The organism is Gilvibacter sediminis (assembly GCF_028561565.1).
In the GTDB taxonomy this organism is placed as follows: domain Bacteria; phylum Bacteroidota; class Bacteroidia; order Flavobacteriales; family Flavobacteriaceae; genus Gilvibacter; species Gilvibacter sediminis.
This window is the reverse complement of the sequence record NZ_JAQQTE010000001.1, coordinates 1,121,633-1,139,797: the sequence shown is the minus strand read 5'-3', so window position 1 is coordinate 1,139,797 and position 18,165 is coordinate 1,121,633. Positions and strand designations below refer to the sequence as shown.

Below are 18,165 nucleotides of genomic sequence, written 5' to 3'. Positions count from 1 at the left end.
CCCCTTTTTAAACAATCCCTGTGAAAAAATTCCCGACATACCAACAACCCGATAGTAAGGACTGTGGACCAACTTGCTTGCGCATTGTGGCCAAATTCTACGGAAAAAGTATTTCCTTGCCCGTACTGCGTGCTTTAAGTGAAACCACCCGTGAAGGCAGCTCCTTATTGGCCTTGAGTGAAACTGCAGAAAAGATCGGATTGAGAAGTTTGGGTGTAAAGCTAAATTTAGACACCTTAAACAAGGCCAATCTTCCGTGCGTACTGCATTGGAACGACGATCACTTTGTAGTCTTATACAAGATCAGAAAAGGCAAGTATTACGTCTCCGATCCGGCCCACGGATTGATCGTATACAATCAGCAAGAATTCACAACAGCCTGGTTGGGTGCCAATGCAGATCATCAAGAAGATCAAGGAATAGCATTGCTTCTTGAAGCCACCCCTCAGCTTAAAAACTTTGACAGCGAGGACCCTGAAGAAGAATTAAAATTTGGCTTTTTATACCTGGCGCAATACGTTTTGCGTTATAAGAAATTTATCTGGCAATTGGTTCTCGGTCTATTCTGCGGAAGCCTTTTAGCCTTAGTAGTGCCATTTCTCACGCAGAGTTTGGTAGATGTCGGAATCAAAAATCGAGATCTGGATTTTGTCTATCTGATCCTTTTTGCGCAGATCGCACTATTCTTTGGACGCAGCACTATTGAGATCATTCGCAGTTGGATCCTGCTTCATCTCAGTACACGCATCAACATATCAATCATCTCTGATTTTTTCATCAAACTGATGAATTTGCCCATCGCCTTTTTTGACACCAAGATGACCGGCGATATCATGCAGCGCATCAATGACCATCAACGCATCGAAAAGATATTGACAACCTCATCCTTGACCACAGTTTTCTCTGCCGTAAACTTTGTGATCTTCTCTCTGGTTCTACTTTATTACGATGTGAGCATCTTTGGAATCTTTGCCATAGCTACGGTGGCCTATTTTGGGTGGATCGTCATCTTTTTGAAAAAACGCAAAGAACTGGATTACAAGCGTTTCTCGCAGATCAGCAAAGAACAAAGTCAGGTCATTGAAATGATCAACGGCATGCAGGAGATCAAACTCCACAATGCAGAACGTCAAAAGCGTTGGAACTGGGAAGGAGTTCAAGCCCGTCTTTTTAAGATCTCCATAAAAAACTTGAGTCTGGAACAGTTTCAAGCTGTGGGTTCTTCACTGATCAATGAGCTTAAGAATATAGTTATAGTCGTTGTGTCTGCTCAACTCGTGGTCAAGGGGAGCATCACCTTAGGGATGATGTTGGCCATTACGTATATCGTTGGGCAGCTCAACGCCCCAGTCCAGCAATTCATCAACTTTATTAGAGAATTGCAAGACGCTAAGATCTCTTTAGAGCGTTTGGCAGAGATTCACAGCAAAGAAGACGAACTCAGTCAAGATCGCGGGAAACTCACTCAGGCCCCTAAGGATCAGGATATCAATTTAGACGAAGTGGATTTTCGATACACAGGTAGTCCCAATATGGTTTTAAAGGATCTGAGTTTGACCATTCCAGCCAATAAAATTACGGCCATTGTCGGTACTAGTGGGAGTGGCAAAACCACCCTAATGAAAATGCTACTTAAGTTTTACGAGCCCACCCATGGGCGAATTGAGATAGGCAATCTCCCCTTTGAAAACATCTCTAGCAGAGCTTGGAGATCACGAGTGGGCGTAGTGATGCAGGAGGGCTATATTTTCAACGATTCCATTGCACGCAATATCGCCGTAGGAGATAATCATATAGATACTGAGCGTTTGAATCATGCAGCTGGCGTTGCCAATATTACAGAGTTTGTAGAAGAGCTACCCAAGCGATTTGATACTGAGATAGGGATGGAAGGCATTGGGCTGAGTACCGGACAGAAACAGCGAATCCTCATTGCCCGGGCTGTATATAAAAACCCGGATTACCTCTTTTTTGACGAGGCTACATCAGCTCTAGACACCAACAACGAAAAGACCATCATGGAAAACCTAAATCGGTTTTTTGAAAACAAGACTGTGGTGGTTATTGCGCACCGTTTGAGTACGGTAAAAAACGCAGATAATATTGTGGTGCTGGATCAAGGAAAAATAATAGAACAGGGAACCCACAAACAGTTGGTTGCACAGCGTAAAAATTACTACGAGCTAGTAAAGAACCAGCTGGAGTTGGGTGCCTGACAAAATATTCTTGCAAGGAAAGACAGAGTCGCGGCTGTCTATAATGGTTCGCGAATTGACGTTTTTAATTCATATAACTATGAAAAAGCTAGTAAATCTAAAAGGAGCTCAAAAGCTCAACAAATCTGAACTTCAAGACATCAAAGGAAGCGGTCTCGCCGCCACGCGATGCAACGGTTCTGGAACAGGAGGACATTTCACAGAAGGATGTGCCTCTGTATGCATAGGTAAGCCAAAAAATCACCCATGTACCATCAACGGTTATGCTGCAGAGTGTACCGGAAATGGTTGTGGATTCTGGTTTCTATAAACAACCTTCAAGAGGGGCCTTTGGCCTCTCTTGTTTAAAAATTCAATCTGATGGAAAACGATACGATTGACCGTTCGCAAGCGGTAAAAGACATACTCACTAAAGCCCCACACTGGATGCTTTTTGGTGGCAATTTGATCATACTGGGGATGCTGGTGCTGTTTTTCTTATTCTCTTGGTTTATCAAATACCCGGATGTGATAGAGACTGAAGCCTTGATCACCTCAGAACAACCACCACAAAAAGAATACGCACAGATCAGCGGGAAGATAGACACCCTTTTAGTAAAGGATAAAGAAGAGGTTCTATCTGGAGAAATTCTGGCCATGCTTGAAAATACGGCGAGCTTGAAGGATGTGCTTTTGCTCAAGGCCATTACAGATACTATTTCCTTGGATAAGGATGCGTTTGCATTTCCTATCGAGTCTATTCCGGCGCTAAACTTGGGTGAAATCGCTACAGCTTATACCCTCTTTGAAAGTGATTATTTAGACTATGTGCTCAATAAAGATCTGGATCCCATCAGTAATCAAATACAGGTCAATCAATATTCTGTGAGTGAATTGCAACTGCGCAAGGCTAATTTGGAGCGCCAACGCGAACTCGACCTAAAGAAGTTTGAACTGAGCAGCAATGAGTTTGAGCGGAATAAAACTTTGTATGATAAAGGAGTGATCTCTTTAAATGAGTTTGAAGCCAAGAAGATCAGTTTCTTAGACAAGCAACGAGCCTTAAAGAATTTGGAGATCAGTCTGTCGCAGCTCAATCAGCAGATCAGTCAAGCTCAGATGAATACCAAAGACAGTCAGATCAATCATACTCTGGAGCACTCCAAGCGCTTTAAAAATGCTCTACAGGCCTTTCTTGCCCTGCGGGAAGCCATCACTACTTGGGAGCTGAAATACCTGCTTAAAGCCAACATGGCCGGGACGGTCTCTCTGCTGAATATTTGGAACAAGAATCAATACGTACAAGCAGGAGAATTGCTTTTTAGTATAGTTCCTGACACCCAACAGAACTATGTAGCTAAGATCAAAGCGCCAATTGCGAATTCTGGCAAAATTAAAACGGGACAAGACGTGAACATACTGCTTTTCAATTATCCTGAAGAGGAATACGGCATGCTGAGCGCTAAAATTGAATCCATGTCTGCAATTCCTAATGAAAACGGATTCTATCTGGTCAACGCTTCTTTAGAATCTTCTTTGGTGACCACTTATGATATTGCTATTCCTTTCAAGTCTGAACTCAACGGAACCGCCAATATTGTCACGGAAGATCTGCGTCTTTTAGAGCGGTTCTTTTACCAACTGCGTGGGTTGTTCTAGCTACATCTTAACATCGAGTGCGTCTCTCAGCGCATTCCCAATTAGCATAAAGGCCATCACTAAGGTCATAATGGCTAATCCGGGAACTATGGCCAAATAGGGTTTGCCCAAAACAATATAGTTGTAATGATCTTTGATCATACCACCCCAGCTGGGCATGGGAGGTTGTGCTCCTATTCCTAAAAAGCTCAAGCCGCTCTCAATGAGTATGGCCGCCGCAAAGTTCGCTGCAGAAATTACGATCACTGGCGCCAAAATATTGGGGATGATGTGCTTAGTGATTACACGCCAATTGCCATATCCTAAAGCTTTGGCTGCGGTAACGTATTGCATATTCTTTACACTCATCACTTGCCCACGAACTACACGAGCTACTTCTACCCACATGGTGAGTCCAACGGCAATAAAAACCTGCCAAAAGCCTTTGCCTAAGGCCAAGGTTATTGCAATGACCAATAGCAAGGTGGGAATGGACCATGTAACGTTAATGATCCACATGATGGCGGTATCTACACGACCTCCAAAATAACCTGCAATGGCTCCAAGAGACATCCCGATCAATAAAGAGATCAGAACAGATACAAAGCCAATGGCCAATGAAATCCGAATACCCACAAGCATCCTACTCAACAGGTCTCGCCCGTATTTATCCGTTCCTAACGTGAACTTCTGATTCCGAATATAGTAGGTGACAATTTCTTCTGGCGTGCTTGCTTTGGGAAACTTCTTTAAATGATATTCCTTTTGCAAACCTTCCAAGCCGTCTTGAGCGTACTCGGTGATCTCTATGCCAGAATCCGTTAGAGAATAACTGGAAATTGGAATTTCTGAATCACTGGTCTTGCGACCGGTAAAAAAAGCACTGATAGCCGATTGCTCTTGCACAAAATCAGACGGAAGCGTTAATAGATCCACTGCAAAGCCAGGAGACTGCGAATGGATAGACACGTGCATTTGATTAGCATTCTGAGAATTATCTGGCGCCAAGCCATAAGCAAAGATCGCCACCAGCACAGCAAGCACCAATATGGCCAAACTAAAAACGCCCCAAAAATTCTTTTTGAATTTTCGGAGCGCTTGTGCTGTTAAGGAATCAGATTTCCCCATAAATGTCTTTAGTCTTTGATCTTGGCAAAGCTACCTTGTCTAATGTTGTTTAACTTCAGGTCTTCCAAAACGCTAACGGCCTCTTCCACGTAAATATCGCTTCTGAGGTTCTTATGCCAGCGCTTTCTATTCTCGCCTAAGGTAGTATCTTTCTCAATCAATGCCAACTCAGCAGGCAAAGAGGTATAATCCAATCCGGATTCATAATCCTCTAAGACGTCAAATCGTTTGGCGTACTCTTCTCGATCCTTGATGGCTTGGGTGTAAGCATTCAGGTTTAGAGAAACCACGTTCTCATCTTGACGTTGCTTGATCCACTTAGCATTCTCATCAATCAATTTGAGCTCTGCACTTTTAGCCATACGCTCATTACTGCGCTTGATGGTAGCTTCATAGTCGATATACCCGTCATAAGGTGTATAATCAGCAGGCGTGATCTTATCATAAGGAAGCGGATTGTCGTACTCCTTCTCCCCGATATCTAGATACGCATAGCGCCCAGGCATAACCACATCACTCTTTACTCCTTCTAGCTGAGTAGAACCCCCGTTAACGCGGTAGTATTTCTGTGTGGTCAATTTTAAGGCACCCATATCGCCCATATCGTTATTGCGTAACCATTGGTTTAGATCCAATAGATTCTGAACTGTTCCTTTACCGTAGGTCTGCTTGCTACCGATAATCACGGCACGTTTATAATCTTGCATAGCAGCTGCTAGGATCTCAGAAGCTGATGCAGAGGCATCATTCACCAAGATCACTAATGGTCCGTCCCAAACAACTTCACTATCGCGATCTGAAAGCACTTCTTTGCGCTTTCCGTTAGAAGCAACTTGCACCACCGGTCCGTCTTTGATGAACAATCCAGCAATATCTACAGCAGTTCTCAAAGAACCTCCACCGTTATTTCTCAGGTCTAATACTAGACCTTCCACACCTTGCTCTTTCAAAGCAATGATCTGTTTCTTTACGTCCGCAGCGGCGTTTCGCTCTTCATAATCTTCCATTGTGAAATAGAAAGCTGGTAGATTGATCAAACCAAATTTGCGATCCTCTTTTTGGATCAATGCCGATTTGGCGTAGGTCTCTCCGATCTCTACCACATCACGCGTAATGGTTTCTTCTTCAATGGTACCGTCAACACGTTTGATGGTCAAAGTCACTTTAGTTCCCTTGGGCCCTTTGATGAGCTTCACGGCATCATCTACACGCATTCCAACAATACTCACCGGGTCTTCCTCATCTTCTTGTTTTACTTTCATGATGATGTCACCCGCCTTGATGTGCTCCCCTCTCCAGGCAGGACCTCCGTTGATGATCTCCACTACTTTGATGTAGTCGTTTTGCTTTTGAAGACGCGCCCCAATTCCTTCCAATCGTCCAGACATTTGCAGATCAAAACGATCGCGATCTGGCGGAGCAAAGTAATTGGTGTGAGGGTCAAACTGCATGACCACAGAATTCAAGAAAACGGCAAAGTAATCTTTGCGCTCTAGGTCATTTACAAAACTGTAGTTGTCATTAAAGCTATTCAAAGTAGTCTCACGCGCATCCGCCTCAAGCTGTGCTTTGGACTTTGGCGTGTAATCTTCTTCATTCTCAACTTTGAAAAGGTTGTCTTCAATATTGTCGTAGTAGGTAGAAAGCGTCGTGTACTTTAACTGCTTTCTCCAACGGTCCTTTAAAGCCTTTTTGCTATCCGCATAAGGCATATTGTCATAATCTACGTTGATCTCTTCCTCCTTTTCGAAATCGAAAGGTGAATCCAAGATCTCCGGATAATAGGTTTGTGCTTCTTGAATTCGCTGATCCAAACGGCTGTATACCAAATTGAAGAAATCCAACTCTTTAGCCAAGAGCTGATCGTCAATAGAGGTCTTGTACTGCTCAAACTCTTCAATATCAGAAGCTAGGAAATATCTTTTGATCGGATCCACATTGTCAATAAAGTCCTCGTATACAGCGATGGAGAAATCATCATCCAAGGATTTGGCATCGTAATGACCTCTTTCTAACACATAAGTGATCAGGTCAACAAGGAGTTTATCTTTATCGGGATCTTCAAAACTTTTAGTAGTAAAACTGCAAGATGCAGCGGCCACAAAGACGGCCAACATCAACAGTTTAAAATTCTTTTTCATTAATCGCATTACATCATCTTTTATAAGCTCTCTAAATTATAGAAAAAACCGTGCCAATCGGCAGTGTTGGTACTAATTTTTTGTTAAACCAAAATGGGTTTAAATCGCGCTTAAAATGCTTACTTTAGCAGGGATAAACTAAGTTCGAATTTAATTCGATACGCCTGATTTATGAAACAACGAATCCTCAAAGGGCTGCTCGCTGGATTGGTGACCAACATCATTGGAATCAGCCTTTGTATTTTCATTATTGCACAGGTAAAGGGTCGTGGATTTGCTTCCACATTTAGGGTGTTTTGGAATTCTGATGCCTTTTGGATGATCCTCGCACTGGGAGCGCTTCCCAACCTGCTGTTGTTTTTCGGACTTTTAAAACGCAACAAAGAGTACGAGGCCCGTGGAGTAGTTATGGCGACTTTTATTGCCGCAATCACCACCTATATCCTCTATTTTATAGCCTAGCCGATGAAGTATTATATCATTGCTGGAGAAGCTTCTGGAGACCTGCACGGCTCCAACCTGATCAAGGCCTTACGCAAGGAAGACCCTCAGGCGGAGATCCGTTGTTGGGGTGGCGATCTGATGGCTGCTGAGGGAGCTACCGTAGTGAAACACATCAAAGAACTGGCCTTTATGGGCTTTATTGAGGTTGTTGCTAATCTGGGTACCATTTTAAAGAACATCAAGTTTTGCAAGGCAGACATTACTGCATTTGCGCCCGATGTTTTGATCTTCATCGATTACCCCGGATTCAATTTTCGCATTGCTGAATGGGCTAAAAAAGAAGGCTACCCAACGCATTATTATATCTCTCCACAACTTTGGGCTTGGAAAGAGGGACGCATCAAAAAGGTGAAAAGAGATGTGGATGCCATGTATGTGATCCTTCCGTTTGAAAAGGATTTTTACGAGCAAAAACATCAATACCCGGTTCATTTTGTGGGCCATCCGCTGTTGGACGCTATAGCAGACAGACCCACCGTGAATCCTGAAAAATTTAGAAAAGAGCACGGTTTGGACAGCCGTCCTATAATTGCTTTATTGCCGGGTAGTCGCAAGCAGGAAATCACCACTATGCTCGATGTTATGCTGGATCTTGTACCTCAATACCCAGACCATCAATTCGTAATTGCGGGGGCTCCAAGCCAGGATGCCAGTTTTTACGAGCAAATCGTTAAGGGAAGAAAGGCGGCCTTTATTCAAAATAAGACCTATGACCTTTTGAGTGTGGCAGAAGCAGCCTTGGTGACCTCAGGAACAGCCACGCTTGAAACAGCTCTGTTTAAAATCCCGCAAGTGGTTTGCTATAAAGGGAGTTGGATCTCCTATCAGATCGCCAAACGACTGATCAAACTAGACTATATTTCACTCGTTAATTTGATCTTGGATAAACCCGCCGTAACCGAACTGATCCAAGGAGAATTCAACACCAAAAAGTTATCCGAAGAACTTGACAAGATTTTGGATGAAGACCATAGAAAAGAGCTGTTTTTAGACTACTACAACTTAGAGCAAAAGCTGGGCGGAACGGGTGCTAGCGCCAAAACAGCAGCTTTAATTTATAAATCCATTGAATAATTTTACGTAAGTTTAAGCAGCCCAAAATCTTAACCTTACATGAAAAAATACTACTTGCTGCCTTTATTGTTGCTTATGATCGCATGTGGATCCAAGCAAAACACAAGAACTTCTCGCACAACAAAAACCACTACGCGCACTACAAGCAGTGCAACAAATTCTAACGCAAGAGCGGATCAGATCATCAGTTATGCCAAGAGTTTTGAAGGTGTGAAATACCGTTATGGAGGCACCTCAAGATCTGGGATGGACTGTTCAGGACTAATATTTACCGCCTTTAAGCAAGCGGGTTTGCAGCTGCCTCGAGTATCTCGTGATATGGCTACACGGGGCAAGGCAATTTCACTTTCACAGATCAACCCTGGAGATCTGTTGTTCTTTCAAACCAATAAGAGCAGAAATGTGATCAACCACGTGGGACTTATCGTTTCCAATAGCGGCGGCGAAATTTCCTTTATACACGCCACAACTTCTAGAGGTGTAATTGTATCTAAATTAACAGAGAATTATTGGCGCAGTGCTTTTGTAGGTGCTAGACGCGTGCTTTAATTCACTAACTTCATAAGGTCCGTAGCCCTTCCCACTATGGTGAATTGCTATGGAATTTTTAAGCTTTCCTCTAGTCCGTCTCGGGCTGTTCTTTCTCGGTGGAATCCTGCTGGGTGATCATTTCAATTTTTCTTTAAGCTCGATTGCATGGAGCTGCTTTTCATTGCTCCTACTGTTGTGCACATCAAAAGTGGCTAAATTGGCAACCCACCACAAGAAGTGGAGCTTTTCTACCATAGCCTATGCGCTAAGTTTTGGCTGCGGACTCCTGCTCTTTAGCTATACTAATGAAGGTTTTCGAAGCATTCAAAAGCATCATCTAAAACACTACCAGCCTCAAAACCTTGTCAATATTGAAATAGACCAACTACTTTCTGAAACCGCCTACTACGTAAATTATAAAGTTCGCCTTAATTATTCTGGGTCCGTTAAGGACATCAAGGCGCTTTTGAAAATTAAAAAAAGAAAGGATTGCTTTTACTTTCAAGTAGGAACAAAATGGCAAACCAAAGCCACAATTCAAACCGTTGAAGGCCCTAAGAACCCTGCGGATTTTAACTATGCCAAGTACTTAAAGTATCAGCATATCGCATTGAGCATAAAGGCCGATGCCAGCCAACTTCTACTCTTACCCAACAGCAAACTATCTATTGGCCAACACTTCAAGTTCTGGCAGAATCATTGGGCATTGTTGCTGCAAAAGACCCTTACTAAGCCTGGTCATTCTGAACTCTTAGCGGCGCTCCTCTTGGGATACAAAGCACAGCTAAAACCAGAGACAAAATCGCAATTTGCTCAAGCCGGGATCGCACATATTTTAGCTGTTTCTGGCTTGCATTTAGGCATCATTGCGCTCTTTGCTAGCTGGATCTTGGGGCCTTTTAAGAGACTTCCTCACGGTAGGTACATTCACGGTTTTTGTGTTTTATGCAGCATCTGGGTATTTGCTTTATTCAGTGGCGCCAGCACCTCAGTATTACGCGCAGCAACTATGTTCAGTTTTTTGATCGCAGGAAAACTTATAGGGCGCTCGCACGGAATAAACAGTCTATTTGTATCGCTGTGGATCTTACTGCTCATAGATCCTTTCTATGCGTTTCAAGTGGGTTTTCAACTCAGCTATCTGGCCGTTTTCTTCATCCTTTGGCTCCTACCCAAATGGACTGCGTACAGTCCAGTCTCCCATCCAATTGGCTTGCGGTTTTGGCAGTGGATTGGTTTGTCAATAATTGCGCAATTGGGAACTGCTCCCTTAAGTTTGTACTATTTTCACGAATTCCCCACTTATTTTCTGTTGAGCAATTTGATTGTGGTCCCGCTGATAGGCTCTGCCTTGATAGGCGGATTACTTTGTTTGGGACTCCTTGCATTTTGGCCCGCATTTGAACTCCCGAGTTTGGGGCTAAATTTTTTGGCCGAAGCACTTGGAGGAATTGTCGAGTGGGTCGGACAATTGCCCGCATCCACAATTACAATGCCCTATTTTGGGATCTATACCTTGACAATAATATTACTATCAAGTCTATTGTTAGGATACCATTTTGCTTGGCGAAGTAAACGGGCTTTACCTCTCTTAGTTTTCGTGATTATTTTGACCGCCTGCATTTGGCACCTAGAGCGTCCAAAAGTAAAACACCAATTGATCCTCAGTGAACAGTTTGGACAAACTACGCTTTGGCAGATCAACGGCAGATCTCTTGCCGTATTTAGCACAGATTCAATAAATGAGAGCTACAGCCTGAAAAATTTTAAAGCGCTCAATCTAATCAATACCAGCAGCAGGAATTCGCTACCCGCTTATTTTAAGTATAAGGGGCAAAGAATTTTGGTTGTGGATGGAAGCTATCCCCCAGATAATGGAATAAAGCCTGTAGACATCTTAATACTCACTCAGAATGCCAAGGTCCATTTATCACGATGGATCCGTATCTACAGCCCTAAATTGATCCTTTGTGATGGCAGCTCTTACGCGAACTACAAAGAGTGTTGGGCAAGAACAGCTAAAAAAGAAAGGCTCCCGTTCTACGATACTTCGCAGCAAGGAGCCTTTGTATTTGAGTAATGGAAAATTTTGCTAAATAAATACTACTCAAATGTGCCTTTAAAGTTTTTCTGATAATCCTCCCAAGCTTCTACTGTTGTAAGGTCTTTGTAGTCATCGTTGGCAATCATCTTCAAATAGATCTCAATTTGAGATGGTGATCTAAAGCCAGGCAAGGCTTGAATTAAGGTTCCATCTTCTTCAAAGAAAACAATACTGGGATACCCTTGTAAACGCAAAGCATCTGCAAAAAAGTGGGTAGCGTTGCGCCCACGGCGCCCTTCCTGATAGTTGGGGTTGGTATACACAAAGCCTTGATAGTCCACAGGCTCTGTCCCTTCTGCATTGAATTTTACCGGATAGTAATTCTCATTGATGAATTGAGCCACTTGAGCATTGCCAAAGGTGTCGCGATCCATCAATTTACAAGGTCCACACCAGTTGGTGTAGACATCCATAAAGATCTTTTTGGGTTCTTCCTTTTGAGCTGCAAGCGCATCATTCATGGTCATCCATTGAATTTTGTCTTGAGCAAATGTTGCCGTAGCAAGCATTAGAAGCAGTAGGGTAAGGTAATTTTTCATCACTCAGTCATTTCTCTATCAGTCGCAAAACTTGGGGTGCATTACAAAAATAGCAAAAAGCGTTCCGTTTTAAAGGAACGCTTTTTTGCTTTATGTATTGTTTAACAGGACCTAGCGGATGCCGTGCATCATTCTGATCAAGGTCTTGTTGAGGATCAGCATAACTATACCGGCTCCAACAGGGATCAAAGTAAAGATCAAGAAGAAGGTACTCATTCCGTACTCTTCCACAATAGGATCGATATAACTACCGGTCCAACCTGCTGTTAGGTTTGCGATGAAGTTGGCCACAAACCAAACTCCAAACATGAGTCCAACCAACTTAAGCGGAGCTAATTTACTCACATAAGAAAGTCCTACAGGAGAAATACACAGCTCTCCTAAGGTGTGGAATAAATAAGCCAATACCAAGAAGATCATGCTCACAGAGGCCGTTTTAGCCCCTAATGGGATTCCCATAGAACCAAAGGCCAATATGGCAAAACCAAGACCCAACAGCATCAATCCAATCGCGAACTTCACAGGTCCTGACGGATTGTACTTACTGGTCCATATCTTGGAGAACAGCGGTGCAAAAGCAATGATGAAGAAGGAATTCAGAATCCCGAACCAAGAAGCTTTAACTTCAGCGATATCTGCGCTGAACTCGTTCTTTAACATCCAGATCACAATTCCCCATATGATCACAAAACTGGAGCCCAATAGAATATTAGAAAGGGCGTATTTGGCAAAAGTCTGTTTAAATAATAAATACAGTACGTAGGTAATGATCATCAGCGGTACTACCGTCAATACAGCATTTACCACCTTAAAGGTCATAGCACCACTACCCTCCAACAATCGGTCGGTATAATCTGCAGCGAAAATGGTCATAGAACCACCGGCCTGTTCAAAGGCCCACCAGAAGAATACGGTAAAGAAGGCAAATACTCCAATCACTTTCAAGCGGTCAGAAACTACCTTAGACTTATTAGCTTCATCCATCGCGTCTTCTACATGGTCTTTCATGTCTTCCACAGCGTCTTCTACAACGTCGTCTAGATCATCAGTCTGATTTGGCTTGAGTCCAATATTTCCGAAGATCTTCTGTGCAAAGTAGAACTGCAACATTCCGAAGAACATAAAGATTCCAGCTAAACCAAAACCGTAATGCCAGCCAACAGTCTCTCCGATATATCCACATAGACCAATTCCGAGGAAGGCACCGGCGTTAATACCCATGTAGAAAATAGTATAACCTGCATCTTTTTCCTTGCCTTGAGTTTTGTACAATTGTCCTACAATAGACGAGATATTAGGCTTAAAGAGTCCGTTACCAATGATCAAGAGACCTAGCCCCGCATAAAAGAACAGGTCTGCCGTCACCTCTAATGCCATGGAGGCGTGACCCAAGGTCATTAAAAAGGCTCCCAGTACCACCGCATTGCGATAGCCCATGATCTTATCTGCAATGAAACCACCTATGATGGGGGTAATGTATACCAAACCAGTATACCATCCATAAAGTATCAAGGCCTCAGAGCGTTCCCAACCCCAGCCGCCTTCGCCAAGGATTGCAGCTGTTAAGAACAGTACAAGCAAAGCGCGCATGCCGTAATAAGAGAATCGTTCCCACATCTCTGTGAAGAACAATACAAACAGTCCAGAAGGATGACCTAAGACCGTTCGTTGGTTGGTTTCCGAGCCTCCGTATTTAAATTCCATAAATCTCGTTTTAGTTAGTTTTTCGTTTTATAGGTTGTCCAAAATGAAGTTGGTCATTTTGGTGTATAGATGCAAACGGGTGTTCCCGCCGTATATGCCGTGATTTTTATCGGGGTACATGGCCCAATCAAATTGCTTGTTGGCTTGTACCAAGGCTTCCACCAAGCGCGTAGAGTTTTGCACATGAACGTTGTCATCTGCAGTACCGTGAACTAAAAGGAAATCGCCTTTGAGCTTATCTACATGTGAAATTGGCGAGTTGTTATCATAGCCTCCCGGATTCTCTTGAGGCGTACTCATATAACGCTCCGTATAAATGGTATCATAAAAACGCCAGCTTCCCACAGGAGCTACCGCGATAGCCATACTAAAGGTATCAGCACCTTGGAACAGACAGTTGGCAGACATGAATCCACCGTAACTCCAACCCCAAATTCCAATACGATCACCATCAATGTACGGCAGCTCTGCCAATTGTTGCGCAGCACCGATCTGATCCTGAACCTCGTATTTACCGAGCTCCAATTGTGTTACTTTTTTAAAGTCGCGTCCTTTCAATCCTGTTCCGCGGCCGTCTACACAAACAACAATGATGTCTTGCTGAGCTAGCATTTGGTGCCAGTAATCATTAGATCCTCCCCAGCGGTCTGCAACATTTTGCGATCCCGGTCCAGAATATTGATACATGAAAATTGGATATTTTTTCTCCGGATCAAAATCAGAAGGTTTGATCATATACATATTGAGTTCATTGCCATTGACATTAATGGTTGAGAACTCCTTTGGAGACATATCGTAAGCGAGCAGTTTAGTTCTCAGCTCGGTGTTGTTCAAGATCTCACGCACCTTTTCACCATCTAAGGCATTGTGCAAGGTGTACACAGGCGGTACCATAGCACTAGAAAAAGTGTTGATGAAATAACTGAAATCCGCAGAAAAGGAAGCCGAGTTCGTCCCTGGACGCGATGTCAATTGCACTTTGTTCTTACCGCTTGGAAGAATTGAATACACATCGCGGTACATGCTCCCTCGCTCTGAACTTTGGTAATAAATACGACCTGTTTTGGTATCAAAACCGTAGTAACGCGTTACTTCCCACTCACCATCGGTAACCTGATTGAGCAACTTTCCGTTCTTGTCATAGTGATAGATGTGATTCCATCCGTCTTTTTCACTGGTCCAAATAAAACTGTTATTGGCCAAGAAGGTTAGATTGTCGGTTATGTCTACATAGGCATCATCGGTGTCTTGAAGTACCAGCTTACTGCTGTTGTCTTTTGTATTGACCAAAACCAGATCCACCGTATTTTGCTTTCTGTTGGTAAGTTGTACCGAAAGCACGTCTGGGTCTTTGGTCCATTTGATGCGTGGAATATAATAGGAGTTGTAAGCAGTAACATCAATGTTTGACTTGTTTCCACTGCTGAGCTCATACATATGCAAGCTCACTTTAGCGTTGGCCTCTCCTGCCTTTGGGTATTTGAATACTTGTTGGGACTGATACAGATCTTTTCCGTAAACATCCATAGAGAATTCAGGAACCTCAGTCTCGTCAAATCGAATAAAGGCGATGTGAGTTCCGGCAGCGTTCCAATCAAAGGCGCGTACAAAGCCAAACTCCTCTTCGTAAACCCAATCCGTAATTCCGTTAATGATCTTATTCTTTTTGCCGTCTTTGGTGACCTCTGTGGTCTCCCCTCCGACTAGATCCTTCACATAAATATTGTTGTTGAAACCATAGGCTACTTTTGACCCGTCTGGGCTAAAAGTTGGCTCTTGAATAGGCATATCTGCAACCAGCTCCAAGGATTCTGAATCCAGGTCATAAACGTAATAGGTTCCTAGAGTTGATCGTCTGTAAATGGATTGTAGCTGAGTGGCAATAAGCATTTTGGTCTCATCATCACTAAGTTCATAACTGATGATGTAATCCACACCGTCTAAGGACTGTGTATTGACCAAAGTACGCACCTTCTGAGAAGTGGCGTAATCATAGACATCTACGGTAGAAGCTCTCGCCTTACGATCGTAATTTAGTACTACGTATTCCTTTCCGTTATTGAGGGATTGCAGGCGATCCATGTACTCGGTTCGGAACGCTCCTTTCCATATGTCTTCTAAGGTTATTTGTTTTTTTTGTGCAATTCCGAAGGAGGCGCAAAGTAGAAAAACGCCCAAGATCCATTTTGAACCCTGCATAGTCTAAAGAGTTAAAAAATTGTAAGGCCAAGTTTACTAAAAATTCATCAAAAAAGGGGCTGTTTTGGTGTTAAATACGCAGAAAACACGCTAATTTTCTAAGAGTCCTCCATTTTCAAAATAGTATATTTGCAGTGGATTTATTTCGCACATATGAGTACTCCAATTTCTGGCTTTTCCAAGTTGAGCAAAAGTCAAAAAATCAGCTGGTTGGCTGAAAACTATTTTAATGATCCTCAAGCTGGAATCGCTGTTTTAGAGCAGTATTGGAATTCAGATACCAAGCTGCAGCAGCTTCACGACGAGTTCATAGAGAACACCCTGACCAACTACTACTTACCTTTAGGCATTGCGCCCAACTTTTCCATTAACGACAAACTCTATGCCATTCCAATGGCCATAGAAGAAAGCTCGGTAGTGGCTGCGGCGAGTAATGCGGCTAAATTTTGGTTAGACAAAGGCGGATTTAAAGCGAGTATCATCTCTACTTTGAAGAACGGTCAGGTTCATTTGAACTTTTATGGCGATGCCAAGCGTTTGCAGCAATTCTTTGAACAGGTCAAACCTACATTGCTGAAAGATTGTGAGCAGATCACTGCCAATATGCGAAAAAGAGGTGGTGGTATCATCAGCTTAGAATTGCGCGACAAGACCGCTGAACTCGATGGATACTATCAATTACATGCCACTTTTGAGACTTTGGACGCCATGGGGGCCAACTTCATCAACAGTTGCTTGGAGCAGTTCGCTACTTCTTTATTGCGAGAAGCTAGCAATTCTGACCTTATTTTAGAACAAGACCGCTTGGAAGTGGTGATGAGTATACTGTCCAACTACGTGCCAGAGTGTATTGTGAAAGCAGAAGTGAGTTGTCCGTTAGACCAACTAGCGCAAGCCGGTATGAGCGGACAAGAGTTTGCTACTAAATTTGTACGCGCTGTTCAAATAGCGCAAACAGAGGTCCGCAGAGCGGTGACTCACAATAAAGGAATTATGAACGGTATTGATGCCGTGGTGTTAGCCACCGGAAACGACTTTAGAGCTGTTGAAGCTGGAGTTCACGCTTACGCGAGTAAAAATGGACATTACGGAAGTTTGACGCATGCTAAGATTGAAGATGACAACTTCCACTTTTGGATCGAGATTCCCCTGGCCATTGGCACCGTTGGAGGCTTGACCAAATTGCATCCCTTGGTGCGTTTATGTTTTGAAATGCTCGGCAACCCAGGCGCTAAAGAACTCATGCAAATCATGGCCGTGGCTGGCTTAGCCCAGAACTTTGCCGCTTTGCGATCACTCACCACAACAGGTATTCAAAAAGGGCATATGAAAATGCATTTGATGAATATTCTCAATCAGCTTGAAGCAACACCTCAAGAGAAAGAAGCAGCTGTAGAACACTTTAAAGCCAATACGGTGAGTCATGCCGCAGCTGTAGCCTTTTTAGAAAGCCTTAGACCCTAAAGATGCAAAGCTCCTTTCACAGCAACGGCAAACTGCTCCTTACTGGCGAGTATATGGTACTTGACGGAGCTTTAGCCTTAGCTGTACCCAGTGCTTATGGACAGCGTTTGCAAATAAAGGACAACTCGAATAAGCAACTCCATTGGAAGAGTTTCAATAAGGATGGAAATCTTTGGTTTACTGCTGATATTGACGTGGACCGTTTGGACCAAACCGCTACCGATCCCGTTGAAGAAAAGCTCCGAAAATTGCTGTTGAGCTGTGTTCGTTTGAATCCTGATTTCAAAGAACAATTAGCAGGTAAAGAGGTGCAAACACATTTGGAATTTCCGCGGGATTGGGGTTTAGGGAGCTCCTCTACCCTTATCAATAATTTGGCGCAGTGGGCGGCTGTGAACCCTTTTGAGTTGCTGGATCTGGGATTTGGCGGCAGTGGATATGACATTGCTTGCGCGTTTAGCGATGGCCCAATCAGTTATAGAAAGAATCCTGACAACAGTAGAACAATAACCCCTGTGGCTATTGATTGGCCTTTTGCAGATCAGCTCTACTTTGTTCATCTCAACCAAAAGATGGATAGCAAACTGGGCATTCAACGCTACAGAAGCCAAAATATGCCTGATCCAGGCGTTTTTAGCACCCTTGACCACATCACCGAAGCATTGATCAAAACAACTACCAAGAATGAATTTGATCGCCTTTTAAACGAACACGAATCCATCATTGCCCGAGTGATCGATCAGCTAAGAATACAGACCACTCTTTTCCCGGATTATCAAGACGGAGTCATTAAAAGCTTAGGAGCCTGGGGCGGAGATTTTGTTATGGTGAGTGGCAATGAGAAGAGTCCGGACTACTTCAAATCCAAAGGCTTCAATACGGTGATCCCATTTTGGGATATGCTCATAAAAAAACCCCGAAGCTAAAGCTTCAGGGTCTCTCGT

The 18,165-nt window shown here is 43.3% G+C and carries 14 protein-coding genes; 9 read left to right on the top strand and 5 right to left on the bottom strand.

The window, feature by feature from the left end; translation table 11 throughout:
- The first annotated feature begins 20 nt into the window (after positions 1 to 20).
- The 3 genes from POW22_RS05155 (at position 21) to POW22_RS05145 (ending at position 3,854) form a co-directional block, all read left to right on the top strand.
- Positions 21 to 2,216, top strand: a complete 2,196-nt coding sequence (locus POW22_RS05155; RefSeq protein WP_272831556.1) for a peptidase domain-containing ABC transporter — start codon at positions 21 to 23, stop codon at positions 2,214 to 2,216.
- Between the two features lie 79 nt (positions 2,217 to 2,295).
- Positions 2,296 to 2,526, top strand: a complete 231-nt coding sequence (locus POW22_RS05150; protein ID WP_272831555.1) for a hypothetical protein — start codon at positions 2,296 to 2,298, stop codon at positions 2,524 to 2,526.
- Positions 2,527 to 2,576: 50 nt separating this feature from the next.
- Complete coding sequence (locus POW22_RS05145; RefSeq protein WP_272831554.1) at positions 2,577 to 3,854, top strand: HlyD family secretion protein; 1,278 nt, start codon at positions 2,577 to 2,579, stop codon at positions 3,852 to 3,854.
- Here POW22_RS05145 and POW22_RS05140 read toward each other — a convergent pair whose 3' ends face one another.
- Together POW22_RS05140 and POW22_RS05135 are read right to left on the bottom strand one after the other, a co-directional pair.
- Positions 3,855 to 4,961, bottom strand: coding sequence for an ABC transporter permease (locus tag POW22_RS05140; RefSeq protein ID WP_272831553.1), 1,107 nt, complete (start codon positions 4,959 to 4,961; stop codon positions 3,855 to 3,857).
- Positions 4,962 to 4,969: 8 nt separating this feature from the next.
- Positions 4,970 to 7,111, bottom strand: coding sequence for a carboxy terminal-processing peptidase (locus POW22_RS05135; protein ID WP_336407703.1), 2,142 nt, complete (start codon positions 7,109 to 7,111; stop codon positions 4,970 to 4,972).
- A 162-nt stretch (positions 7,112 to 7,273) separates the two neighbouring features.
- Between POW22_RS05135 and POW22_RS05130 the strand changes: the two genes are divergently transcribed.
- The 4 genes from POW22_RS05130 to POW22_RS05115 are packed head-to-tail and all read left to right on the top strand — an operon-like array spanning position 7,274 to position 11,291.
- Positions 7,274 to 7,564 carry a hypothetical protein gene (locus POW22_RS05130; RefSeq protein WP_272831552.1) on the top strand — a complete coding sequence of 97 codons (291 nt, stop codon included), beginning with the start codon at positions 7,274 to 7,276 and terminating at the stop codon, positions 7,562 to 7,564.
- 3 nt (positions 7,565 to 7,567) lie between these two features.
- Positions 7,568 to 8,680, top strand: coding sequence for a lipid-A-disaccharide synthase (gene lpxB, locus POW22_RS05125; protein WP_272831551.1), 1,113 nt, complete (start codon positions 7,568 to 7,570; stop codon positions 8,678 to 8,680).
- 39 nt (positions 8,681 to 8,719) lie between these two features.
- Positions 8,720 to 9,229: a C40 family peptidase gene (locus POW22_RS05120; protein WP_272831550.1), complete on the top strand. Its 510-nt coding sequence runs from the start codon at positions 8,720 to 8,722 to the stop codon at positions 9,227 to 9,229.
- A 49-nt stretch (positions 9,230 to 9,278) separates the two neighbouring features.
- Positions 9,279 to 11,291, top strand: coding sequence for a ComEC/Rec2 family competence protein (locus POW22_RS05115; RefSeq protein ID WP_272831549.1), 2,013 nt, complete (start codon positions 9,279 to 9,281; stop codon positions 11,289 to 11,291).
- 23 nt (positions 11,292 to 11,314) lie between these two features.
- Here POW22_RS05115 and POW22_RS05110 read toward each other — a convergent pair whose 3' ends face one another.
- The 3 genes from POW22_RS05110 to POW22_RS05100 all read right to left on the bottom strand — a co-directional run bounded on the left by POW22_RS05110 (position 11,315) and on the right by POW22_RS05100 (position 15,757).
- A complete protein-coding gene (locus POW22_RS05110) occupies positions 11,315 to 11,854 on the bottom strand; it encodes a thioredoxin family protein (protein ID WP_272831548.1) in 540 nt (179 codons plus the stop codon).
- A gap of 111 nt (positions 11,855 to 11,965) precedes the next feature.
- Positions 11,966 to 13,558 (bottom strand): peptide MFS transporter, encoded by a 1,593-nt coding sequence (locus POW22_RS05105; RefSeq protein WP_272831547.1) that lies wholly within the window; start codon positions 13,556 to 13,558, stop codon positions 11,966 to 11,968.
- A gap of 27 nt (positions 13,559 to 13,585) precedes the next feature.
- The gene (locus POW22_RS05100) at positions 13,586 to 15,757 is read right to left on the bottom strand and encodes a S9 family peptidase (protein WP_272831546.1); all 2,172 of its coding nucleotides are present in this window, start codon (positions 15,755 to 15,757) and stop codon (positions 13,586 to 13,588) included.
- A gap of 153 nt (positions 15,758 to 15,910) precedes the next feature.
- Here POW22_RS05100 and POW22_RS05095 point away from each other — a divergent pair, with 153 nt between their 5' ends.
- Together POW22_RS05095 and POW22_RS05090 are read left to right on the top strand one after the other, a co-directional pair.
- Entirely contained in the window at positions 15,911 to 17,221 is a 1,311-nt protein-coding gene (locus tag POW22_RS05095; protein WP_272831545.1) for a hydroxymethylglutaryl-CoA reductase, degradative, read from the top strand.
- Positions 17,222 to 17,223: 2 nt separating this feature from the next.
- A complete protein-coding gene (locus POW22_RS05090; RefSeq protein ID WP_272831544.1) occupies positions 17,224 to 18,147 on the top strand; it encodes a GYDIA family GHMP kinase in 924 nt (307 codons plus the stop codon).
- The last annotated feature ends 18 nt before the right edge of the window (positions 18,148 to 18,165 follow it).